Consider the following 22,215-nt stretch of genomic DNA (forward strand, 5'->3'; position numbering starts at 1 on the left):
AAGTAACTAAGTTAAAGGGTTCCTCATGCTTTCCCGACAAGATTGCTACCACTTAAGAAATTGGCCCTTTAAACCGAATAGAGTTTATGGTTTTTATACAGAAGAGAGAAATGAAACAGCGTAAAAACATCCTGATCGTGGATAACAACTGTGAGCTCGAGCAACTGGTGAAAGAGCCGTTGTTGAAGCAACTTGAAAACTCAGGTGTTGCTCCGGTTGTTGTGCGCGCAAAAGATGGTGCCGAGGCCGCAATTAAATCCGAAAATCAGAAGTTCGACATGGTTCTGATTGACACTGAAGTTCCACGTTTGATGGACGGTGGGTTCGTGTACGGAATACATACTTATAAAAACACACAGGACGCGAATCTGATCGTGGTTTCGCAGAAGGATGCGGCGGACCTTCCGGAAAGCCTGCGCTCCTCACGCTTTTTCAAAAAGCCCGTGTCCCCTACCGAGCTTATTGATGCCATGATCACCGTGCTCAATGCCGAACATCATGGCACTGCTGCACGTGAACCTGCGACGACTGCGGCAGCACAAAAATATGCCGTGGATGTGCGCGTGATCAATGCCGTGATCAAGGCGACAACTCATGTCCTGGGTCAGTTTGGCTGTGCGGATGTTAAAATGGAAAAGGCCGGACCGAAATCTCCTCACGATCCGCTGATGGGGGAAGTGTCTTCCATCGTCGAGATTCGCAGTCAGGCCTTCCAGGGGCATTTGTGTGTTTCTTTTGATAAAGGCAGCTTTCTGGAAGTGGTTTCCAGCATGTTGATGGAAGAACAAACCGAATTGACCCCGGACAACCAGGATGCCGTCGGTGAAATCAATAATATTATTTTCGGCAATGCCAAGGCGGAAATAAGTTCCTATGGCGTTCAGATGACCGTCCCTAAAGTCATCCTTGGCGCGGGTCAGACGGTCCCCTGCCCTCAGGGATCCGCAGGAATGATGATTCCCTTCGCCACCGGCAAAGGGAAATTCTATATCACCGTTGTTGCACTTCCGATGGCAAAAGTCGCTTAATCCAATCCGACGGCCTGCTTCCATTCGGCGGTAGGCTCGACAAGTTTTCTTTCTTTCATATCAAACAGCCCGAACGTAAACACCGCTTCGCTGGCGACAGTTCCGTCTTCTTTAACCATTTGCTGTTTCATCTGACCAATTTTGCCTTTATAGCCCAGGACTTCCAAAGTGATCGTGATTGTTTCACGCAACAGAACTTCACGCAGGAACTTCAGGTTCACCTCAAGAATCACCGGCCCCTGCTTCAGACGTTGAATGTCCCTGAACCCAAAACCGCGTGCCGTGATGGCCTCCCAACGAGCCTCTTCATACAATGCCAGATAAGTGGCGTTGTTCATGTGCCCCAGAGAGTCCACATGATGTTCCTTGATCACGACTTTATATGAATTCAGCGCTGACATAATACGTCTCCTTACTTCAAGGCTTCGCGGATGTAGGCTGAGGCCTGATCCAGGGCCCACACCACGACGGCAATCACCACAATGATGCAACCCACTTCACGCCACATGGCCTGCCCTTGATACTGCACCAACATGGTTCCAATACCACCACCGCCAACAAGGCCGATGATCGTCGCCATCCGAACATTAATGTCCCAGCGATAGACCGTAAAAGAAATATAAGGCAAAAGCACCTGAGGAACAATCGCATACCAAATCGTCTGAAGTTTATTGGCTCCCGTGGATTCAATGGCCTCAATCGGCCCCTCTTCGACGGATTCCACCATCTCAGAGTACTGTTTGGCCAGTGAAGCCACCGAGTGAATCATCAACGCCAGCATTCCGGCAAAGGGGCCAATCCCAACCCACACAGAAAAAATAATGGCCCAGATCAGGGCTTCAATCGAACGTGTCACATTCAGAAAAGTTCGCAGGACAAAGTATACACCCCTGGCAAAGGTCCCCTGCATAATATTCTTGGCGCACAGAAAACTTAAGGCAAACGCCACCGGGATTGCCAGACTAGTGGCCAAAAAAGCCATGAAGATGGTCTCAATAATATTTAAAACAGCACGTGGTAACACATCCCAGTTGGGATTCAAAAGTCCCTGAAAAAGCCGAACCGCCCCCGCAAATCCCTGCTGATCAAACAGCTCGATGAACGAAAATTCCGTCTTCACCACTGCGACAACTAAGGCCGCCCCCAGGGACGTCACCAACTGCCACTTCCAAAATAGCTGATACCACGGACGCTCCTCGACCTCAGGTTGCGCCCATGGTCCAAACAATGCGGCCCCTAAAGTATTCACACGCCGTCCGGCAAGAACCAGACTTAAAACACATCCCACGGCAAAAAACGTCAGGATCCAAACACTGACCATTCCCAACTGCAGCAACTGTTCTTCACCGGGAGCCAACACGGCAGCAGCCAGCGCCGAGAACAGAAAACCAAAAATCACCCCATCAAAGATCGTTCGGCGCAACATCCTGTGCCCCTTCTCCGTAAATACGGCGGAACCATTCCTCGGTGATTTCATCGGGTCGTCCCCGGAAAACAATTTCACCATCCTTCAAGGCAACGACCCTGGTGGCATACTTACGAACCAACGACAGAAAATGCAGATTCGCAATAACCGTAATTCCCAGCTCCTGATTGATTTTGCGCAGATAATCCATCACCACGTGACAGGTGGCCGGATCCAAAGAAGACACGGGCTCATCTGCCAGCAACAGGACGGGCTTCTGTGTCAGCGCGCGTGCAATGGCCACACGCTGCTTCTGCCCCCCGGACAGCTGATCCGCGCGAAGCAGGGCTTTGTCGGCAATTCCCACCAGACGCAAATTATCCAGCGCCAGCTTCTTTTCTTCGGCTGAAAAGACACCCCAAAAACTTTGCCACAAGGTCTTGTCGGCCAAACGTCCCATCATCACATTCTTTAGAACGCTTTGACGGGGAATCAAATTGAAGTGCTGAAAGATCATCGCCATTTGCCTGCGGACTTCACGAACATCTCTGGGGTCCTGCATCTGACTGACGTCCCGGCCCTGAAAAAAGATCTTTCCCGAGGTGGGCTCCTGCAGACGATTCAGACACCGCAACAAGGTTGATTTTCCCGAACCGCTCAGACCGATGATAACCAGAAATTCGCCCTGCTGCACCTCAAGATCAACATTCTTTAATGCCTGCACACCGTTGGAATAAGTTTTGGAAAGCTGTTCGACACGCAGTAAAGTTTCTGACACAAATCACTTCCCCTCGGGGGCCAACTGGCGAAGCATTTCGCGAACAGTGTCATAATCGCTGTCCGTTGCTTTTTTCAGATTGGTTGCACCCAACATCAGATCCAATGCCTTCTTTCCTTCCGGAGTGGCCGCAAACTGCAGTAAGGTATCAACAATCTTTTCTTTCATTTCCTCGGGCATTTCCTTACGAAAGGCGATCGGGTCATTGGGGATGGGCTCCGACAGCTCGATGATTTTCACTTTCTGCTCGACATCGGGATACTGAGTCTTCACCAGGCGGCGCGCATCTTCGATCTGTCCGTTTTGAGGCGGGCTGTAATAGGTCGCTCCGGCGTCCACCTGCCCTTGATAGATCATGGTCACCACAGAATCATGTTTCATCGCAAAGACGGTTTCTTTGGGCTCCACCTTCAGATCCTTTAACGTTTTCAGCGGCAACAGATAACCGGACGTGGAAGCCGGATCCACAAAGGCCACTTTCTTGCCATTGAGATCCTTCAGAGTTTTTATTTTGCCGTCAGCACGAGCCAGGAACTGAGACTGATAAGTTGCCGACCCATAACGAATAACCGTTAAACGTGCCTCGGCCCCATACTTTTTATGGGCCATATAGTAGCCGTAAGTGTTAATGGCCGCGACATCCGCGCGATGGGTGCCCAAAGATTCAACCACCGCAACAAAGTTCTGCGGAATCGTGATCTGAAACTTATAAGGTGTGTGTGCCTCAAGATACTCTTTCAGGACCTTGGAGTTGTCCGTCAACACCTTGGCGTCCACTGCAGGCACCAGATGAAACTTGATTGGATTTTCCGGCGTGCCCAGAATGTCTTTTTTTAAGTGACATCCACTCAGAATCGACCCCATCAGGACTACAACTAGAAAGAAAATCCTCATGCTGATTGCCTCCACCATTCATTATAGAAAAGGCCCGGTGACGGGCAAGAAACTCTTTGATTTCACTGGACTTGCCCAAGCCGCCCACTGTACATTGGCCCCATATGTTAGAGCAGATTCTTGTCAATATTCAGGACCTTTCCAGTCAGGGAAAAACCAGTCTTGTTGTCTTCGACCTCGACTCCACACTTTTTGATGTCAGTCCCCGTCTGGAAAAAATTCTTCTGGATTTCGCAGCCTCTCCGCTGAATCAAAAACGTTTCCCTGAACAAGTGACGTTGCTAAAAAATATCAAAACTCTGCGTTCTGACTGGGGTATTGTCGGTGCGTTGACTCGGGCGGGTCTGGATGGCCATCATCAGGACTTCCAGGAGGCTGTTCGTGCCTATTGGCAGAAGAGTTTCTTTTCCAACCACTACCTGCAGTTTGATGAGCCCTATGAAGGGGCCGTGGACTTCGTCAATGCTGTCAGCCGGGCCGGTGCGCATGTGGCCTACCTGACGGGTCGTGATGTGGAAAGAATGGGTGGAAGTTCCGGCGAAATTCTGGAGCAATGGGGTTTCCCTTTACACGAAAAAGCCGAGCTTGTTTTGAAACCTCATCGCAGCATGGACGATGCTCAGTTCAAGACAGACTGGTTCATCGCCGCGGAAAAGAAAAATTATGAAACAATCTATTTCTTTGAAAATGAGCCTGTGAACCTGGTGCACCTGGCTCAACACTGTCCCAAAGTTCAGATGATTTTCTTTGAAAGCACTCACGCTGGCAAGGCAGAGCCACCAGAAGATCTGCCGCGAATCATGAACTTTCTGTTGAATCAAAAGGAGTCCTGATGCTGTACGTGGTTGCCACTCCGATCGGAGATGTCAGTGAGATTTCCCTGCGGGCTCTGGAAGTCCTGAAAAACTGCGATGTCGTGATCTGCGAAAGCACCAAAGAGGCCTCCAAACTTCTGCGGGCCCATGGCATCTCTGGAAAAACCTACGAAGTGCTGGATGAACATTCCACCCCTGAAGACAAAGCGGCTCTTGTTCCTTTATGCGCTGACAAAAATGTGGCTCTGGTGTCTGATTGCGGGACACCAGGCTTCTGCGATCCGGGCGCCGATCTTGTGCGTCTGTGTCGCCAAAAGAATGTTCCGGTAAAATCTGTGCTTGGCGCCTCGGCCCTGATGGGACTTTTATCTTTGAGTGGTCAGCGTGTCGATGAATTTGTTTTTCGTGGATTTTTGCCTGCGGAAAATGAGGCTCGGGCGCGGGCCTTGAAAGAGCTGACCAAGGAAAAGCGTGCCATCATTGTGATGGACACACCCTACCGTCTTAAGAAAACTCTTAACGACATGAAAGATCATTTTTCCCAACGTCGCTTTTTGCTGACCATGAATCTTTCACAGGAAGAAGAAGTGGTCCTTGAAGGCTCTATCGACAAACTGATAGCGGGGCTTCGGGCCGACAAAGCCGAGTTCATGCTTTTGATTTATCCGGTTTAGACATGCTTCAGGATCTGCGTCTTCCTATCGACAGTTTTGTTCCTGAAATTCAGAACCTGATGAATCAGGGACAAAACCTGGTCATCACGGCTGCTCCCGGAGCCGGCAAGACCACGCGCCTTCCCCCGGCTCTTTTACAAATCACCAAAAAGAAAATCATCGTCCTTGAGCCACGTCGAATGGCAGCGATTGCCGCTGCTCATCGGATCGCAGAGGAAAATGGGTGGACGGTGGGCGAAGAGGTGGGTTATCAGGTCCGCTTCGCCAACAAGACTTCCGCAAAAACAAGATTGGTATTTATGACCGAGGCCCTGCTGGCCCGGCAAATGATTGATGACCCAGAGCTGGCGGATGTGGAGCTTGTGATACTGGATGAATTCCACGAACGATCCATGCATGTGGATCTGGCGCTGGGGCTTTTGCGCGAACTTCAGGAACTGGGTCGCGATATTAAAATTCTGGTCATGTCCGCCACCCTGGAGGCAGAAAAGATCTCGTCTTACCTGGGCGACTGTCCGATCGTCAGCGTTCCGGGGAAATTATTTGAGCTGGATATCCGGTACCAAAAAGGTTCACAGGTTTTACAGACCTTTCCACAGTTCTTTGATTCTGTCGTTCAGACAGTCAAAGAAGCACAGCTCAATACCAAACACGACATCCTGGTCTTCCTTCCCGGTGTCGGTGAAATTGACCGGGCCAAAGAGGCCTTGCAGACCTGGGCAGACAGCAAATCAATTGAACTGATCCCTTTGCATGGTTCACTCAGCCTTGAAGACCAGCGCAAAGCTTTACAGAAGTCCTCGGCGCAGCGGGTGATTCTATCCACCAATATCGCCGAATCCTCGGTCACTTTGGATGGCGTGAACACGGTGATTGATTCCGGTCTTGCCAAGAATATGAAGCAGGATCATCGCACCGGGTTTTCCCGTCTGGAGCTGGGACGCATCAGCCTGTCCAGCGCCATTCAGCGCGCAGGTCGAGCGGCCCGTCAGTTCCCGGGGATTTGCTATCGCATGTGGAACAAGATGGATGAGCTGTCTTTCGGAAAATCCGAAGTGGCCGAAATCCAGCGTGTGGATCTGACAGAAAGTTTATTATTCCTCAGTGCGCAGGGTGTGACTGATTTTGATTCCTTCAGTTGGTATGAAAAGCCCCAGAAAGTCGCTATCGAAAATGCTCTTCGCTATCTGCGCATTTCCGGAGCCCTCGATGAGAGCAACAAGATCACGGCTCTGGGAAGAAAAGTTCTTCACTTCCCTCTCCCTGTTCGCCTGGCCAAGCTGATGCTGGTGGGGCTGGATCTGGGCGCAAGTGAATTGGCCTCCGAGATGGCCGCCCTGCTGCAAGAGCGGGACATTCTGCGCAAAGAGGCCGTAAGCGCTTTTCTGGGGGACAATCTAGAGTGCGATCTGAGTGCGCGACTGGAGACCTTACATCAGTTCCGCTTCAGCAAGAAGGCGCCCCCTGGGGCCCATTATTATTCCCTGCAAACTGTGGATCAATCTGCGCGGCAGATTTTGGACTTGGCCCGTCGCCTGCAAAAGGACTCCAATTCAGTCCAGGGTCTGAAAAAAGACCAACAACTGGCTTTAATCAAACGAATCATCTTCACAGCCTATGCCGATCGTCTGTGCCGGCGACGCGGCAAAACTGAACGGGCCCTGATGGTTGGAGGCCGGGGCGTGAAACTGCAGAACGAAACCTTGGTGAAAAGTTCTGAGTTCTTTGTCGCCTTGAATGGCGTTGAGGGAAGCTCGGACGCTGAAACCATGGTCAGTCTGGCCAGTGGCGCGGACAAAGACTTTATTCTGGAACTTTTCAAAGACGGCATTCAAAAAACCAAGGACGTTTCCTTTATCGAGGAAAAGGGGCAGTTCTTTGCCCGGGAATATCGCTCGCTGTACGGCCTGCCCCTGGAAGAACCCAGCCTGACTCCAGCCTCAAGCTCCGAGATCGCAGAAAAACTTCCACAGATTCTGACCGACAAGTTTGATCTGGTTCTAAAAAACAACGAAGCTCTGGCCCATTGGTGGGAGCGTCTTGAGTTCCTGCACCGGCATGAACCGCTGTCTGTGGATTTCGAAAAGTTGAAAGTCGAGGCCCTGACTCAAGCCTGCATGGGCGAAAGCAAAATGCAGCCGGTGATGGAAAAAGATCTGTGTTTCTTCTTTGAAAGTGTCTTGCCTGCGGAGATCGCACAAACCCTGCGCAGGGAAGTTCCCGACCGTATCGAGGTTCCCAGCGGCAGTAAAATTCGTGTGGTCTATCCACCGGACAAACCACCCTATCTGGAAGTGCGTATTCAAGAGGTCTTCGGCCTGATGGAAACCCCGAAAGTCCTGCACAAAAGCATTCCCGTGACACTGCATTTGCTGGGGCCGAATTTCCGTCCGGTGCAAGTGACTTCCAGTCTGGAAAGTTTTTGGAAGAATGGCTATCCGGAGGTTCGCAAAGAGTTGCGTATCAAATACCCTAAGCACCAATGGCCCGAAGACCCTGCAGACGGAGTTCCAGAAGCCAAAGGGCGAAGACGGCAGTAAATCTCATTGCGAGACTACAAATGGAAACTTGAAGAACTCTTGAGTCAAGTTCCCCTCTTTAAATCCGAAGAATCCTCCAGCGCCACTGCGCTGGAGGATCCATGAAATTGAAGTACGTATTGTTGACTATCTCTTTGTCGTTCTTAGTTGCATGTGGGCAGGAATCCAAAGTCCGATCTGCAGCGAAGGAAGTAATTGAAAAAAACTACCACGACCAGATGGCAAAAACATTCAAGGGCAGTGAAAAAAGCAAAGTCTGGACAGAGTATGTCAATCTTGTAAATTCCAAATTCAAAGTTGAAATTGTAGACGTAAAAGTGGACGGCAACAAAGCCGAAGGGGTCGCCAAAGTAACAACGGCCGAAGATAAAACAGCGGGCGGTCTGGCTGTACTGTTAATGTTCGCCGCAGAGGGCATGGATAAAAAAGGTCAAACCTTAGCGCAAGGCTGGGAAGAGCTGCGAGCTAAAGACAAGCGAACTCCGGCAATGTCTGACTTCCCGACTGAAACCAAGGAAGTTCCTTTCACGGCCGTCAAAGAAGACACTTGGAAGGTAACTGCAAAAAAACCTCTGGCCAAAAACACCAAAGGTCCGAAAAACAAATAGATGACTTCGCAAAAGGCCTCTGAAAAGAGGCCTTTTCATTTTAGTGAACCTTCAGTTCTGCGGGAACAGATTCACAGGTGCATGCAGCGGCCTGCTGTTCTTCCCGAGATTCCAGATAAGCCAGGAAAGAAGCGGAACGAAACGTCAGATCGTACAAAGTATCCATGTCGATCACGAATTTTTCATCACCCAACTTAACGGCCACCCAGTTTTCAGTGATTTCTTCAAATGCGATCTGCTCTGCCTCGATGAACTTCGATGTTTTCATTAGCCCCTCATTGAATAGAAGCCGATGACCAAACCTGGTTCGAAAGAAAATGGAACCGCTTCGAGATTGGGTTCGTCCGTCAAACGACCTTGCTCTGTGCCAGCGACATCCTCTTTCACCAGGAAGGACGGCAGTGGCAGGCGCGGCGTTTGTTTCGCCTGAAGATACACTTGATTTTCGTAGGCTTCAGGAGTCAACGCGACCTTGTCACCCACTTTGATCACCTGAGAACCGATGTTCACCTTCTTGCCATTCACCAAAACCTTGCCGTGAGAAACCAGCTGCCTTGCCGCTGGGATGCTTCCGGCAAAACCCAGACGGAAGATGACGTTGTCCAAACGTTTTTCCAGAATATTCACCAGTGCTTCAACCCAGTTGGTGGCTTTGGACTTTTTGGCTTTGTTAATCAAGCGGCGAAATTGTTCTTCGCGCAGTCCGTAGTGAAATCTCAGCTTTTGTTTTTCCTCAAGTTGCAAAGCGAATTCAGAGTACTTCCGGCGTTGCAAGCCGTGCTGACCGGGAGGATAAGGGCGTCTTTCCAGAGCACCCGCCTTCCCCATGCCGGGAAGTTCGGTCAAAAGTCTTCTCTGTCTTTTAAAGCGTGGTGTTTTACCTTGTCTGTTCATAAATCAATTTATCCTTCACTGTCGTGTCGTTGATTTAAAAGGACTCTGACAGAAAGAACAGCAATTCATAAAAAACAGACTTGATTGAAAGCGCGAAGAAAACCGACTGAAAAGAAACTGAGACTGCAAACAAATTGAAAACAGAAAAATCAAGGCGTAATTCTATGTACGCCGACGAACGCCCAACGCAGCAGATGAGGTTCTGAGGCGGGCAAAAAAAAAAGCCGGTCAAAAAGGGGCAGCCAGGATTTGCTTTCTAATCACTGGGTGTGCCTTTTTCACCGGCTAAGGTTGGTCAATTACCAACCGGCCAAACGGCGACGACGACTTCTTTTTCGAACTGGAGCACTTGTTCCACTGCTCTCCCCTTGATGGGTGTTCGAAGCTGGTACCGTCTGGATTGCTTCTGTCTGCTTCATAGCCGAACTCCTTTCGCCTAGATTAAGAACTCCTCTAGTATCGCAGAGATGCGCAGCGGCATGCGAAGCTTTTAGTGTGAGATTTGGGTCATGAAAATAGGATGAGAATATTCAGGACTTAAAAAGAGGCTTTACGCCCCACAGCGGTCCGATGAACAAAAGCTGCAAGCACTTGAAAATAAATAGCTTTTTCACTTCAATACTGTGGCCAATGATTTACCTTATCCAAGCCAGGATAAAGATCAGGACCAAGGGCCAGATTGGTGAAATAACCTGACCGAGAGCGTAAATAAGAAGGAAACTCACAGAATCTGCAGGATGTTATCTCTGCGTGGCCAGGGGGCCTACGACCGTTGCTCCGGCGGGAACATCGCGAATCACCACCGCATTGGCGCCAATCATCGCTCCGTCCCCGATATGAATCGGTCCCAGAATTTTGGCACCAGTTCCAATCAGAACCTTGTTACCGACTGTGGGGTGACGTTTGACCGGATCAAACTTCAATCCCCCCAAAGTCACACCGTGAAAGATGATGCAGTCATCACCAATAACCGCTGTTTCCCCGATCACCACACCAAACCCGTGATCGATCACCAGGCGTTTTCCCAAAGTCGCCCCGGGGTGAATTTCAATACCCGTCAACCAACGGGAAATTTCAGCCACCAGACGGGCCAAAAAATACAACTTCAAAATATAGAAGTGATGAGCCACTCGGTGCAAGGCAATGGCCTTCGGCCCCGGATACAGCAAACCAATTTCCCACAGCGATTTGGCGGCGGGATCATAGTTCTTATAAGTCTTTAGAAGTTCCAACACACGGGACATCATCACTAGTATTTCTCATTCATATCGTCGAGCAGGAAGTAGCGGTCAAACAGTTCACTGTACCGGGACCACTTTTCCCCGGAGCCACGCTCGTTGTCCATGATGGTTTTTACCGTGGCCACTTTACTGTCGAAATCATCGACCATCGCCACAACCATCGCTTCCAGGAATTTAGGACGCTTCGGAGATCCATATTCCAATTTGCCATGATGACTTAAGATAATATGCTTGCAGATGTCACGCAGTTCCTCAGAGAACCCAAGAATGCGAGAGGACTTTTTATCTATCAATTCACAGGCGATCTGCATGTGGCCGATCAAACGACCCCGGTCCGTATAAGAAATGCCGTTGTCATACGACAATTCCCACACCTTGCCGATGTCATGGAAGATAGCCCCAAACAAAAGCAAATCCCGATTCAGGAAACTGTAGTGAGTCCCCATAAAATCCATGATTTTGCAGATAGAAAGAATATGTTCCAGCAATCCACCCAGCCACGCATGGTGAATGGATTTGGCAGCCGGAGCCCGCAAAACCAATGGGCGAATCTCGGGATCTTCTAAAGTATCCAACACCAACTGGCGCAGATAATCGTTCTTCATGGTTCGCACCATCTGCAACAGCTCCACCAGCATATCCTCGGAATTACGAGCCGTTGCCGGGATGAAGTCCGCCATGTCAACCGTCGAACTTTCCACCCGCTCCAGGCGATGAACGATCAATTGCTTACGATTTTGAAAGATCTGCACCAGACCTTTCACTTTCAGAATATCGCCCACTTCAAATTCGCGCGACAATTCATCGACCCGGTCCCACAGACGTGCATCAATGCTGCCCGTGGCATCACCCAACTGAAGACCCATAAAAGGGCGTCCGTTTTTACCGACAGAAACATTCTTTTCCTTCACCAGAAAAAGAGAGTCCACATTTGATTTATCCTGAAGACTCTGGACTGTTTGTCTTTCCATCAGCGCTCCTCGCAGAAATACTGGGGCAATTGAGTGTTCGTGAACTTCACCTGGGCCAGATAGACATCCGTGCCTTTTTCCGCGGCAAACAGGAAGTTGCCGCCCAACACACTCAAGTGGCGTTCCTGTGTGCTGTTCACCTTCAGACCCTCGGCCTGCATCTTTTTAAAGAACTCATTCGAAATATCAAAGAATTGATTGCAGCCAGCCCCAAAGACTTCACTGCCAATACGGCGCTTGCGGGCTTTACTGACAAACAGAACTTTCTTGTTGGTCGCATCCGTGAATGCCGGGAACTCAAAGCCCACATAGAATGTGCCACGTTTTCCGGTGATAAATCGGGACAGATCAACTGTTCCACCCCCTTTGGGAAGGGCGATTTTCAGCGCCTCCCCCTCGACCACACCGGGATTCTTTTCGACCAGGAAAACATTCACTTCCGAGAAGATCAAATTCTTGGAAACCACCGCAGCGCCTTCGGCCGAGGTCTTAAATTCCATCAGGTCCCAAGCCTGCCTTGGAATTTTGACCTCTTCTGGCAGGTCATCCGCTTTTATTTCGTGATATTCAGATACCTGATAGCCGGGCTCCTTCGTGCAGGCGCCCAACAAAAGAAACATCCAGATACTTAAAGCCTGGACGAACCGCTTCATCACTCAGACTCCAGTTGATCCCTCAACTCCAGCAAAGGCAGATAGTTGGGTTCCGCCTGCAAACCGGCGCGAACATAGTCATAAGCCATAGGACGATTGTTGCTCTTCATCATCACCCAGGCAAGACCATACAAGGTCGGAGCACTTCGTTTGTCATTGGTGTAGATATGGGTGTAGGCCGCCTGAGCACAAGCCATGTCCTGAGTAATGATACAGATGTCACCCATCAACAAATTTTTAACCGAGATCTGAGACAACTCCGGCATTTTCAGAATCGCCAGAGCTTCCGGCAAGCGACCTACCTTGGAAAGATAGCTGGCCTGTGTAATCAGCACATAAGGATCTTTCGGAGCTTCAGCCAAGGCTTCCTGTAAAGTTTTGGAAGCATCGGAATCACGATTGACTTCCATCAGACAGATCGAGCGCAAAGCTTTAAGTTCCGCATGAGGTGGTTGCTTTTTGAAAGCCTCCGCACAGTATTTTTCCAGATAGTCCCACTGAGTAAAGCGCCATTCCACCTGCAATGGATGGATGTAATTTCGAGCCTGTCCGGGCATTTCCGCCAGGAACTGCACCACCGCGCGGTTCACACCGTCCACATCCCCCATCAAACTTTGGGCATAAACCAGGAACAACAAAAGCTCCTGACGCAGATAACCCGTTTTCTGGATGTTGGCTTTGATGTCGTTAACCAAAGTGCTCAGGAAGTTCGGATCGTTGGAGGTTTTGGCATATTCCACTGAAGCCATGGCCTTCCCGAACAAGGCCAGAACAGAGGCGGGATTCTTGCGATAGATGGCATCAAAATCACGCATGGCTTCGCCGTAGTTCCCTTTTTTAAGCTGGATGATCGCCAGATTCAAAAGGGCGGAAATATTAAACGGCTCATGACCGATGGCCTTTTGTAAGGTGTCTTCCGCCTGCTTTAGATCACCATCCATCATGTAAGAAACGGCAATCCCCAGATAAGCGTCGACAATTTCCGAACGGCTGCGATTTTCCTGCACCAGGGCTCGCTCCAAAATACGACGCCCCATCAGACTTTGACGATCCTCAGAAATCAACACCGTCGCCATCTGAACCTGGGATTCCATGTCCGGTTCTTTCAACTTGGAAGCACGCTGATAAGCTTCCAAGGATTTTTCATACAAACCCAGGGACTTGTAACGCAAAGCCTGGCTCATCAGCTCGTCGTATCCCATGGCTTTGTTTTTATCTTTTTGGGTCAGTACAACAAACACCACCCCGACAACCACGACTGCCGCACCCAAAAGAGCCCAGCGCATGATGTTGGATTTTCCACGAATTTTGTCCTGCAAGCGGGCGTCGCCAGAAGCGCCGTAGCTTTTGGTGACAGTCGCCGTGGCCGTGGTTCGGCTGGCCGGACTTTGCGGAATCGGCGTGACATCCTTGATGTCGCGAATCGGCGGTGGAGTCAGATCCAGATTGGGCACTGGCGTTGGTGTCAGTGTCATCTCATCAGAAATTGGCACAACATCCGTGCGGGTCATCGTATGATGAGCGATGGACTGGGTCATGGTCTGCTCAGAGCTGCTGTCCTGCTCTTCACGAATGTTTTTTACGATATCCATGAACAGCTTGTTTTCGCGGATGTAGCTCCAGCGACCTTCGGTCTGGCGAACCTCGTCAATGATCGAGATTTGTTTAGTGCGCAGCTGCTCGGTGACTTCAGCCAGAGTGAAGGGTCCAAGAATCCTCGTGGAAGATTTTACTAACCAGTTCTTCTCTGAGCTGCTCACGTTGTCACCGTTCATATGTTAAAAAGGCGCCTTGGTTAGAAGTAGTTTAAGATCGTCGTTCGTCAGGAACAAACCTGCTCCGAGATAACCCGATCGTGCTCCCTGCTGATCGAACGCATCGTTGATCCCCCCGGTGATATAAATCCCGCGGTACAATGTGTAGGACAAGGAACTTCGTACATTTGTATTGCTGAATTGGAAGGCTTCGGCGGTGAACTTCAGTTTACGACGGAAGAAGAAGTAGTCGATACCGAAACCACCGTTGTTTTCGATCACGCCCCCTTTAAGGGTCAGATCCCAGAAGTTCTTGGCAAAAAGCGCCGTGATCTTAATTCTATTCTCGTAAGTTTTCTTTTCTGTGTAATCACCGGGACCCACCGTCCCTGCCCCCGGACCTGTGATCTGAGTGCGGGTGGTTTCAACCACCCCGGCAGGATCATCCACCACACCAATATAATAGTAACGGTCCAGCCCTGGCTGGATCTGCACACCGATATGGGTCTTGGTCGCACCCACTTCACCCAGGTATTCGCCGCGGAAATCAAACGCTGTCTGGATGCGGTTGGCTGAATCCAACATGCCGCCCAGACCGTCGATCGCTGACGTCAGATTCTCGGAAGTTTGTTCGTCGCTGATCAGCTTACCCAATGCGCCTTCACCCTTGTTGATACGCGTGGTGATGTCATCCAGGTTTTTCACAGAATTGGACAGGCGCTTCCAGGTTTCTTTCAAACCCGAGTCACTTTTGTCGTTCATGACCTCTTGCAGGTTGGCCGTGATATCATGGATATCATCCACAATGTCGCCAATCTTTTCCTTGTTATCCGTCGTCATTTGCGCCAGATCACCGGTCAAGGTCTCAATGTTTTTCACGATGCGACCCAGGACATGGGCGCGAGTGCCATCCGCAGAGGTCGCTTCCTGAAGATTGCGAGCCACTTCCTTCAACGAAGAAGTCACTTCAGAAACCTGACTCATCAGGTTTTCAAGATTGCCACCTTCACGAATGCTCAGGATTTGGGCATTGTCTTCCAAAGGAGGATCCGTCGGAGACCCGGGATACACTTCCACGTGCTTATCCCCCAAAATCCCCTGGGCCTTGATTTCGATGGCGGCTGAGGTTGTCAGCGGAATGTCGGATTTCAAAGTGATATCCACACGGGCCATCCCGTCCTGCAAACGGATGTCTTTAATGACTCCGACAGGAATACCTGCGGAACGAACTGCGGAGTTTTTTACCAGTCCGCCGGCATTGGGAAGAAGGAACCAGGCTTTTTTGGAACGGCCAAGATACGATGGATCGTCACTGACCTGCATAGACATGACTGCGATGAGAGAGCCCACCACAATCACCATTAATCCAACTTTAAATTCAGCTGCGCGAAGCCAATTCATTGATGTTTCATCCCTTTATTCACGAACCTCTTCACCAGTTCAATATCGGTGTTGAAGAAGTCCTCTGGAGTACCAAATAACAGAACCCGGCCACTATCCAACATCGCGATATGGTCGGCAATCCTAAATGCGGCGGACAAATCATGGGACACCATGATGGAAGTTACGCCCTGCTTTAACTTATGAGTACTCAGAATCAAATTATCCACCATTTCAGTCAGAATGGGATCTAAACCCGTGGTCGGCTCGTCATAGATCAGAATTTCTGGATCTAGGGCGAGAGCTCTGGCCAGGCCTGTTCTTTTCTGCATACCACCACTGATTTGGCTTGGAAGTTTGCCATAATGTTTGGACTCCAAACCGACCTGATGAAGTTTCTCTTCAGCTATACGAAGGACTTGTGCGGGCTTCAAATCCCGACGATGTTCCTGCAAGGGGAAGCAGACGTTTTCAAGAACCGTCATATCGTCAAACAACGCCGCCGACTGAAACAACACTCCAAACTTACAACGAAACTTGGTCAGTTCATCCGGAGACAAGGTCGAAAGATCCGTCCCCAACACTTCAATCGTGCCGGAGGTCGGCTTAAACAATCCCAGCAGATGCTTCAACATCACACTTTTTCCGGTCCCGGAAAAACCAATGATCGCAGTCAGACTGCCTTTGGGGATTTCCAGATTGATGCCCTTAAGCACGAACTCATGCCCGCCATCAAAAGACTTTTTCACATCGCGCAGAGAAATTGCTGATTCGATCGCCATTATGTAATCCCCATCAGACTATAGAACAAGCGGATCAAATTGGTTGCAAAGTAATCCAGGATAATAATTCCGACCATGCTTTGCACGACCCCTTGATTCGTAGCCTCTCCCACCCCTTTGGCTCCGCCGGTGGTGTTGAATCCGCGATAGGTACACATCAACGCAAAATAAACACCAAAGATCATGCCTTTGATCAGGCCTTCGTTGATGTGACGGATTTCAATGAAGTCGGCAATCTTCTGCCAGAAAACGGCTTCATCCAAAGCCAGCATTTTCACACACAGGAACCAGCTTCCCAACATCGCCACAAAGTCAAAAACCGCGACCAGCAATGGCATGCAAATAAAAGCCGCCACCAAGCGAGGCGAAACAAGGTACTGCTTGGTGTTCACACCCATCACGTCCAAAGCATCAATCTGCTCATTCACGCGCATGGTTCCCAATCTTGCTGCCATCGCACCACCGGCACGAGCCGCCACGATCAACCCCGTCAATACAGGCCCCAGTTCACGCGTGATCCCCAGTGCGACCGTCGGACCCACCATGTTCACAGCATTAAAAAGCTTAAAACCCAGATACAACTGCAACGACAACGCCAGACCCGTAAAACCGCCGGTCAGACAAATAATACCAATGGACTGATTTCCGATAAACTCCATATGGCGAATGATTTCGGCAAAACGCGAAGGCTTGGCAAAAATCAGCCGGATGCTTTCATTGAAAAACAGAATAATTCTGCCCGTCGAGGTTACAAGGCCCGACACAGTACCCATAAAGTACCGTCCCAACCCAAACACGGCTCTGTACAGTTTTTGCGACAGAGTCATTATTTAACCTCCAACTTCTTCCGAAATAAAACCCGCGGCGGCACCCGTGTAAACACGAGGCACCCTTTCCCCCACACTGGTCAGCATTTCCCAGGTGATGGTCCGCGCCTGCACAGCCAGCTCTTCCGGGGACAGGAACGTACCATCAGAGCCGTAACCAAACAAGGTCACTTCCTGGTCTTTAAACTGCTTCAAATCCCGTCCCTGCACAACATCGGTCACATCCAGCATCAGATAATCCATACATATATTGCCGACCAAAGGAACTCTTTGCCCCGCAAATAAAACCGAAGACTGATTGGACAGAATGCGATGATAACCGTCAGCATATCCAATCGGAACCACAGCAATAACGGATTCGCGCTGGGCCTTCCAGGTACCACCATAAGAAACCGTTTCGCCGATGCGAAGGTGCCGATAGGTTGCCACGTGTGATTTCAAACTCATGACCGGCTTCAGGTCCCCGAAGTTTTTCTGCACCAGCGGGTTGTAACCATAAATCAAAAGCCCCGGGCGCAAGCCCCAGTTCTGCAGAAACATCGGATGGTCCGCCGCCGCCCCCTGATCGCGCAACAGCATGGCGCTTAAAATTCCCGCACTGTTTAAAGCATGACAGAAAATATTAAATGGCTTGAACAACTCGCTGACTTTATGAAGTGCTCGCAACTGAGTCGCACTAAAACCCTGAGGATCCATCGCATCTTCACCGTTAAACAAGTGGGTCACCAATGCTTTCAGGCGGATCTTTTTATTCTGCCAGAGTCGATCAAAAAGCTTTTGCGCTTCTTCCGGACGAAATCCCAAACGATTCATGCCGGTATCAAACTTCAAATGAATCCCAACAGGCCCCGTCGCTGCGGCCTCCAGGTAATCAATTTGTTCCCACGACGTCACAACCGGGGTCATATTGTACTGAAGAATCTTTTCCGCCCCTTCGCGATCAAAACCGCGAAAGACCAAAATCTCGGCTTTCACGCCGAAGTTTCTTAGCAGCAAACCTTCTTCTATCAGGCAGACACCCAAATGACGAATTCCCAGAGTTTCCAGAAAGCGCGCCAACTGCACGTCCCCATGGCCATAGGCATTGGCCTTCACCATCGGACACAAAAAAGGCACTTGCGGGAACGACCGCTGCAGCACCTGAATGTTGTGCTGAAGATGATCCAGGTTGATTTCCGCAAAGGTGCGTCGGTACATTTCCATTCTTAATCTCTATTCTGCGCTCACTTCAAACTCGGGACGGTGAGTTTCAGGGGCTTTATACAAACATATCTTATTTCCGCCCTTGTCCGTGATATGCAACAAGGCCTTGGTCGCGGACTCATCCAAAGTTTTGGCGGAATCACATAACGACGGATACTCACTGACACCCAAGCTGACGGAAACTTTTATTCCATTATCCAGGAACGAGGTGCTTTCGATAATTCGTCGCACCCGTTCAGCTCTCAGGGCCGCCCCCTTTTTCGGGCAATGTGGCAAAATCATCGCCAGCTCATTGGCACCGGTACGGCAGGTAACATCATTCGTTCGACTTGTCTTAGAAATGGTCGTGGCAACGCCTTTTAGCAACTCATCTCTCACCGCTTCACCCAAAGATGACTCGATCTCATAAAAATCATCCATGGAGATCTTCACAACCGAAAGGGGTTGCTTCAAACGGCGGGCCCGGGACACTTCATCCCCCAGAACCTTTTGATAATAATTGCGGTTATAAACCTCGGTCACGAAATCCGTAACCTCCAGTGCATCCACTTTCTTTTCCAGGGCAAAATTTGAATAACACAAGGACAGCAGGGAAAACTCCTCGCCCATCTTTGTGACTTCATCCGTTGGCAAATTGCCGGAATAAACAAAAACACCTTCCAACGAACTGTGCGCATACAATGGCAAAGCTTTAGGAGGATTAAATCGGAAGGCTTCCACCAGCATCTCTGAAAAACGCGGCGGCAGAAGACCCACGGCCATCTGACCGCTCAACTCCTTCATATCCGCTGACTCAAGCTGAACCCCCACACCCTGGATGTCTGAGGCCGGAATTCCACTGGCATGAGTTGCGACAAACGAACGCACAGACGGCAGAAACTTAAAGAACACACACAAGTTGCCGGGAATATGATTCAGATACTTTTGAATCAGGTCCTCTTTGCTTTGTGCCGAACGATAATCGCCGATTCGGGTCGACAAAGCCGGTGCCGGGGTCTTTTCCGCCTCGGCCTGCTTCATACTTTTGACTGCGGCTTCATGAACCTGATCCATTTGCGCTTTGGTGGCATTCAAATCATCAAAAAGCTGCTCGTTCTGATAAGTCAGATACAATTTTTCACAGGCGCGATCCACCGCCCATACCAGACGTGATTCCAAAGCCACAGGCTCGTCGGAAATCACATCCACAAAGCCGTGCTCGTTATACTGCGCCAGGATATCAAACTGACCAATGGCGCTGACCGCGATAAAACGGATCTCTTCGTTGATCTTCTGCACTAACGTGACGAAATCACTCAGACTGCCCCCCAAGGCGGCCGTGGAGAAAATCAAAATATGGGGAGCGTTCTCTTTAAGTCTTTGTTCCAGCGTTTCGGGGTCCTGGAAGAAATAGGCATCATAGCCCGCCTGCGAAAGATAAACTTTCGTAGAAGCTCCAATATCCACGTCCGTGGTGAAGACAAAAACCGTAAATTGAGAACTATAGTCGCGAATGTTCAATTAGATCCTCTTTCCAGGGCGACGAATTTCAACGTGGTAACTGTCCAGTTTCGAGGTTTTGACCGGAGCTGCCGCTTTGGGCGGAACAATAAAGTTCACTGGCGTCAGCTCATCATCCATGGCATCCATCTCTGCCAGGCTTGCACCCGCCGCAGGTTCTGCTTTCACCGCAGTGGCTTTGATTTCCTCGGCCGCCACAGAGACTTCCTCTTCAACCTCGACTTCCACCTCAACCTCTTCTTCCTGAACTGCCTGATCTCCCATAAAGCCATCAATGAACGTCAGTTCATCTTCCGCCGCAGGGACTTGTTTTTTCACTTTCATCTTCTTCACAACTTTTTTGGTTGTGACTTCGGGGCGGGCCGCTTCTTCAGCAGGCTTGACTTCCGCCACCTCTGGCAACTCTTCCAGAAGGTTGTCGATGTTCACATCCAAAGGCGACGCCGGCGCCGCCTCCACTGCCGGTTGCTGGGATTCTTCGAAGTTTGCCACAGCTTCGGCGCGGTGCTCGGATTCCAGCTTTAAGCTTGGCAGATCCTGCATCACGATCACTTCTTCCTGAACTTCCGGTTGCGGGGCCACTGGCGCCTGCATCACCGGCACACCCATGGTCTTTCTGAACAGGATCATCACCTTGGTTCCCTGACCACGCTGGGATTCCACCCGCACTTCCGCGTTGTGTTCTTTTAAAATCCCGAAGGCCACTGACAATCCCAGTCCCATGTGGTTCTGGAACGAGCGGGTCGTAAAGAACGGATCAAAGATTTTTTCAATGTTGGCAGCATCGATACCTTCACCGCAGTCTTCAATGGTCAGATGAGTTCCACGCTCATCCTCGAAAATATCCAGTTTGATTTCCTTTTTCGCCATGCGCTCCATGGCTTCCACAGAGTTGGTCAAGATATTCACCAACGCCTTGGTGACGGCATCCACATCCATGTCCTTGGCAAAGGCATCCTGGAAGTTCTTGATCACTTTCACGCCTTTTTGCGAAAGCAGACTGTCCATTTCCTTCAAGGCACGCACCACGGGACCTTCGACACGGACGGCGTTTTTCTCTTTCACTTCTTCTCCGGCATAACCCAGAAGTTTATCCAGCACACTGCGGGCCGCACGGGTTTCACGCAAGATGGATTCCGTGCTTTGCACCACTTCGCTATCCGGATGCTTTGCCAGAATCATCTGTGAATAGCCCAGAATCGAAGCCAACGGTCCGCGCATTTCATGCGCCAGTGCCGACGCCACACGAGTGGCGGCATTCAGGCGTTCTTTGTGGGCAATTTCGGGATCTTGAGCGACAACTTTTTCAACCACAGGTGCTGGTGCCGGCTTGGCCTTGGCTTCAGCCAGCGCGTGCTCCAGATTTTCAATTTCCTTTTCCGCCGGGGAAATCACCCACAGGGCCGCCGCTGTTCCCACCAGCACAAGTCCCGCCCCCAGCAGAAGGAACTGCCACCACAAGCCGCTGCGCCCCTTCATGGCCTCTTTCAGCGGAGCCGAGCTCAACACCAGAAGATTGCTTTGCGGGATGGACTCATACATGCCGTAAAGTTCCTGACCGGATTTCAATTTGAAAACAGAACTGCCGTGGGATGAACCGCTTTTTTGTGCTTCCTGGAAAACAGGATCATCGCGCATCACCGTGCCCAGATACTCAGGCACCGAATGCCCCACGGTCAGACCCGAGGACGTGACGATCGAAAACGCGCTCAGGCTGCCTTTTTGTGCATCGATCATGGATTGGAAAATTTCGCCCGAGCCAAACAAAGCATAAGCACGGGAGCCTTCAATGAACACCAGTGCCACATAACGGCCGCGCTGCGCGTCCTGGAAAGGTTTCACATAAAAGCGCTCGTCACCACTTCGACCTGTCAGATTACCGATAGCCGCTTTGATGAATTCCTTGCTCCAGTTGGCAGCTTTGGAATTTTCACGCACAGACAAAGCCTGCGGATCAAGTTCATTGCCACGCACCGAGAAAGCCCCCACCGCGTAATAGGGAGCCAATGAATTCCAGTTCATTTTTCCCTTTTGGAAGTTGTCGGCATTCAGATTCGCCACCACCCGCTGCAGGGATTTTAGCTCCACCGCCAAAGAATGATTGATGGCCCCCAACTGCGTGCGTGTCTGCGCCTCGACCCAACTCATGCGATCACCATAGACGAAGCTATCGGTCCGCCACAAAACAGCACTGATAAACAGCGCCGCCACAGCAATCAGAACGACGATGAGTTTAACTTTCATTGAGGCAGTTCCTTCCCTGGAAAA

The 22,215-nt window shown here is 50.3% G+C and carries 21 protein-coding genes; 5 read left to right on the forward strand and 16 right to left on the reverse strand.

Going from position 1 to position 22,215, the window contains the following annotated elements:
• Positions 1 to 110 precede the first annotated feature (110 nt).
• Positions 111 to 1,028, forward strand: coding sequence for a chemotaxis protein CheX (locus ACZ5ZZ_RS13855; protein WP_464118276.1), 918 nt, complete (start codon positions 111 to 113; stop codon positions 1,026 to 1,028).
• Here ACZ5ZZ_RS13855 and ACZ5ZZ_RS13860 read toward each other — a convergent pair.
• The 4 genes from ACZ5ZZ_RS13860 to ACZ5ZZ_RS13875 are packed head-to-tail and all read right to left on the reverse strand — an operon-like array spanning position 1,025 to position 4,105.
• Positions 1,025 to 1,429: an acyl-CoA thioesterase gene (locus tag ACZ5ZZ_RS13860; RefSeq protein WP_464118277.1), complete on the reverse strand. Its 405-nt coding sequence runs from the start codon at positions 1,427 to 1,429 to the stop codon at positions 1,025 to 1,027. The genes ACZ5ZZ_RS13855 and ACZ5ZZ_RS13860 overlap by 4 nt on opposite strands.
• A gap of 11 nt (positions 1,430 to 1,440) precedes the next feature.
• Positions 1,441 to 2,454: a phosphonate ABC transporter, permease protein PhnE gene (phnE, locus tag ACZ5ZZ_RS13865; protein ID WP_464139910.1), complete on the reverse strand. Its 1,014-nt coding sequence runs from the start codon at positions 2,452 to 2,454 to the stop codon at positions 1,441 to 1,443.
• Positions 2,432 to 3,211, reverse strand: coding sequence for a phosphonate ABC transporter ATP-binding protein (gene phnC / locus ACZ5ZZ_RS13870; protein ID WP_464139912.1), 780 nt, complete (start codon positions 3,209 to 3,211; stop codon positions 2,432 to 2,434). The genes phnE and phnC overlap by 23 nt, the downstream gene beginning before the upstream one ends.
• Positions 3,212 to 3,214: 3 nt before the next feature.
• Positions 3,215 to 4,105 (reverse strand): phosphate/phosphite/phosphonate ABC transporter substrate-binding protein, encoded by an 891-nt coding sequence (locus ACZ5ZZ_RS13875; protein ID WP_464139914.1) that lies wholly within the window; start codon positions 4,103 to 4,105, stop codon positions 3,215 to 3,217.
• A gap of 104 nt (positions 4,106 to 4,209) precedes the next feature.
• Between ACZ5ZZ_RS13875 and ACZ5ZZ_RS13880 the strand changes: the two genes are divergently transcribed.
• The 4 genes from ACZ5ZZ_RS13880 (at position 4,210) to ACZ5ZZ_RS13895 (ending at position 8,742) form a co-directional block, all read left to right on the forward strand.
• Entirely contained in the window at positions 4,210 to 4,938 is a 729-nt protein-coding gene (locus ACZ5ZZ_RS13880) for an HAD family hydrolase (protein ID WP_464118281.1), read from the forward strand.
• Positions 4,938 to 5,594 carry a 16S rRNA (cytidine(1402)-2'-O)-methyltransferase gene (rsmI, locus tag ACZ5ZZ_RS13885; protein WP_464139916.1) on the forward strand — a complete coding sequence of 219 codons (657 nt, stop codon included), beginning with the start codon at positions 4,938 to 4,940 and terminating at the stop codon, positions 5,592 to 5,594. The genes ACZ5ZZ_RS13880 and rsmI overlap by 1 nt, the downstream gene beginning before the upstream one ends.
• Positions 5,595 to 5,596: 2 nt before the next feature.
• Positions 5,597 to 8,134, forward strand: coding sequence for an ATP-dependent helicase HrpB (gene hrpB / locus ACZ5ZZ_RS13890; RefSeq protein WP_464131835.1), 2,538 nt, complete (start codon positions 5,597 to 5,599; stop codon positions 8,132 to 8,134).
• Between the two features lie 101 nt (positions 8,135 to 8,235).
• Entirely contained in the window at positions 8,236 to 8,742 is a 507-nt protein-coding gene (locus ACZ5ZZ_RS13895) for a hypothetical protein (RefSeq protein ID WP_464131837.1), read from the forward strand.
• Positions 8,743 to 8,782: 40 nt separating this feature from the next.
• Here the strand turns inward: ACZ5ZZ_RS13895 and ACZ5ZZ_RS13900 are convergent, their stop codons facing one another.
• From ACZ5ZZ_RS13900 to ACZ5ZZ_RS13955, 12 genes are all read right to left on the reverse strand, one after another.
• Positions 8,783 to 9,010, reverse strand: coding sequence for a hypothetical protein (locus ACZ5ZZ_RS13900; protein ID WP_464131839.1), 228 nt, complete (start codon positions 9,008 to 9,010; stop codon positions 8,783 to 8,785).
• The gene (rpsD, locus tag ACZ5ZZ_RS13905) at positions 9,010 to 9,636 is read right to left on the reverse strand and encodes a 30S ribosomal protein S4 (RefSeq protein ID WP_464139918.1); all 627 of its coding nucleotides are present in this window, start codon (positions 9,634 to 9,636) and stop codon (positions 9,010 to 9,012) included. The genes ACZ5ZZ_RS13900 and rpsD overlap by 1 nt, the downstream gene beginning before the upstream one ends.
• A 740-nt stretch (positions 9,637 to 10,376) precedes the next feature.
• Positions 10,377 to 10,883 (reverse strand): serine O-acetyltransferase, encoded by a 507-nt coding sequence (gene cysE, locus ACZ5ZZ_RS13910; protein WP_464135218.1) that lies wholly within the window; start codon positions 10,881 to 10,883, stop codon positions 10,377 to 10,379.
• 2 nt (positions 10,884 to 10,885) lie between these two features.
• Positions 10,886 to 11,848 (reverse strand): 3'-5' exoribonuclease YhaM family protein, encoded by a 963-nt coding sequence (locus ACZ5ZZ_RS13915; protein ID WP_464131843.1) that lies wholly within the window; start codon positions 11,846 to 11,848, stop codon positions 10,886 to 10,888.
• The gene (locus ACZ5ZZ_RS13920; protein ID WP_464131845.1) at positions 11,848 to 12,501 is read right to left on the reverse strand and encodes a hypothetical protein; all 654 of its coding nucleotides are present in this window, start codon (positions 12,499 to 12,501) and stop codon (positions 11,848 to 11,850) included. Before ACZ5ZZ_RS13920 ends, ACZ5ZZ_RS13915 begins: the two co-directional genes overlap by 1 nt.
• Positions 12,501 to 14,261: a tetratricopeptide repeat protein gene (locus tag ACZ5ZZ_RS13925; protein ID WP_464139920.1), complete on the reverse strand. Its 1,761-nt coding sequence runs from the start codon at positions 14,259 to 14,261 to the stop codon at positions 12,501 to 12,503. Before ACZ5ZZ_RS13925 ends, ACZ5ZZ_RS13920 begins: the two co-directional genes overlap by 1 nt.
• A gap of 18 nt (positions 14,262 to 14,279) precedes the next feature.
• A complete protein-coding gene (locus ACZ5ZZ_RS13930) occupies positions 14,280 to 15,656 on the reverse strand; it encodes an MlaD family protein (RefSeq protein WP_464139922.1) in 1,377 nt (458 codons plus the stop codon).
• Complete coding sequence (locus tag ACZ5ZZ_RS13935) at positions 15,653 to 16,417, reverse strand: ABC transporter ATP-binding protein (protein ID WP_464131847.1); 765 nt, start codon at positions 16,415 to 16,417, stop codon at positions 15,653 to 15,655. Before ACZ5ZZ_RS13935 ends, ACZ5ZZ_RS13930 begins: the two co-directional genes overlap by 4 nt.
• The gene (locus tag ACZ5ZZ_RS13940) at positions 16,417 to 17,244 is read right to left on the reverse strand and encodes an MlaE family ABC transporter permease (protein WP_464139924.1); all 828 of its coding nucleotides are present in this window, start codon (positions 17,242 to 17,244) and stop codon (positions 16,417 to 16,419) included. The genes ACZ5ZZ_RS13935 and ACZ5ZZ_RS13940 overlap by 1 nt, the downstream gene beginning before the upstream one ends.
• Before the next feature lie 3 nt (positions 17,245 to 17,247).
• A complete protein-coding gene (gene alr, locus ACZ5ZZ_RS13945) occupies positions 17,248 to 18,447 on the reverse strand; it encodes an alanine racemase (protein WP_464139926.1) in 1,200 nt (399 codons plus the stop codon).
• Between the two features lie 9 nt (positions 18,448 to 18,456).
• Positions 18,457 to 19,947, reverse strand: coding sequence for a diguanylate cyclase (locus ACZ5ZZ_RS13950; protein WP_464139928.1), 1,491 nt, complete (start codon positions 19,945 to 19,947; stop codon positions 18,457 to 18,459).
• Positions 19,948 to 22,191: a sensor histidine kinase gene (locus tag ACZ5ZZ_RS13955; RefSeq protein WP_464131855.1), complete on the reverse strand. Its 2,244-nt coding sequence runs from the start codon at positions 22,189 to 22,191 to the stop codon at positions 19,948 to 19,950.
• Positions 22,192 to 22,215 lie beyond the last annotated feature (24 nt).

The sequence above is a fragment of the Bdellovibrio sp. HM001 genome (assembly GCF_055397275.1).

Coding starts and splice junctions, on each gene's coding strand:
- ACZ5ZZ_RS13855 (WP_464118276.1), top strand. CDS start 111: ATGAAACAGCGTAAAAACATCCTGATCGTGGATAACAACTGTGAGCTC.
- ACZ5ZZ_RS13860 (WP_464118277.1), bottom strand. CDS start 1,429: ATGTCAGCGCTGAATTCATATAAAGTCGTGATCAAGGAACATCATGTG.
- phnE (WP_464139910.1), bottom strand. CDS start 2,454: ATGTTGCGCCGAACGATCTTTGATGGGGTGATTTTTGGTTTTCTGTTC.
- ACZ5ZZ_RS13875 (WP_464139914.1), bottom strand. CDS start 4,105: ATGAGGATTTTCTTTCTAGTTGTAGTCCTGATGGGGTCGATTCTGAGT.
- ACZ5ZZ_RS13880 (WP_464118281.1), top strand. CDS start 4,210: ATGTTAGAGCAGATTCTTGTCAATATTCAGGACCTTTCCAGTCAGGGA.
- rsmI (WP_464139916.1), top strand. CDS start 4,938: ATGCTGTACGTGGTTGCCACTCCGATCGGAGATGTCAGTGAGATTTCC.
- hrpB (WP_464131835.1), top strand. CDS start 5,597: ATGCTTCAGGATCTGCGTCTTCCTATCGACAGTTTTGTTCCTGAAATT.
- ACZ5ZZ_RS13895 (WP_464131837.1), top strand. CDS start 8,236: ATGAAATTGAAGTACGTATTGTTGACTATCTCTTTGTCGTTCTTAGTT.
- ACZ5ZZ_RS13900 (WP_464131839.1), bottom strand. CDS start 9,010: ATGAAAACATCGAAGTTCATCGAGGCAGAGCAGATCGCATTTGAAGAA.
- rpsD (WP_464139918.1), bottom strand. CDS start 9,636: ATGAACAGACAAGGTAAAACACCACGCTTTAAAAGACAGAGAAGACTT.
- cysE (WP_464135218.1), bottom strand. CDS start 10,883: ATGATGTCCCGTGTGTTGGAACTTCTAAAGACTTATAAGAACTATGAT.
- ACZ5ZZ_RS13915 (WP_464131843.1), bottom strand. CDS start 11,848: ATGGAAAGACAAACAGTCCAGAGTCTTCAGGATAAATCAAATGTGGAC.
- ACZ5ZZ_RS13920 (WP_464131845.1), bottom strand. CDS start 12,501: ATGAAGCGGTTCGTCCAGGCTTTAAGTATCTGGATGTTTCTTTTGTTG.
- ACZ5ZZ_RS13930 (WP_464139922.1), bottom strand. CDS start 15,656: ATGAATTGGCTTCGCGCAGCTGAATTTAAAGTTGGATTAATGGTGATT.
- ACZ5ZZ_RS13935 (WP_464131847.1), bottom strand. CDS start 16,417: ATGGCGATCGAATCAGCAATTTCTCTGCGCGATGTGAAAAAGTCTTTT.
- ACZ5ZZ_RS13940 (WP_464139924.1), bottom strand. CDS start 17,244: ATGACTCTGTCGCAAAAACTGTACAGAGCCGTGTTTGGGTTGGGACGG.
- alr (WP_464139926.1), bottom strand. CDS start 18,447: ATGGAAATGTACCGACGCACCTTTGCGGAAATCAACCTGGATCATCTT.
- ACZ5ZZ_RS13955 (WP_464131855.1), bottom strand. CDS start 22,191: ATGAAAGTTAAACTCATCGTCGTTCTGATTGCTGTGGCGGCGCTGTTT.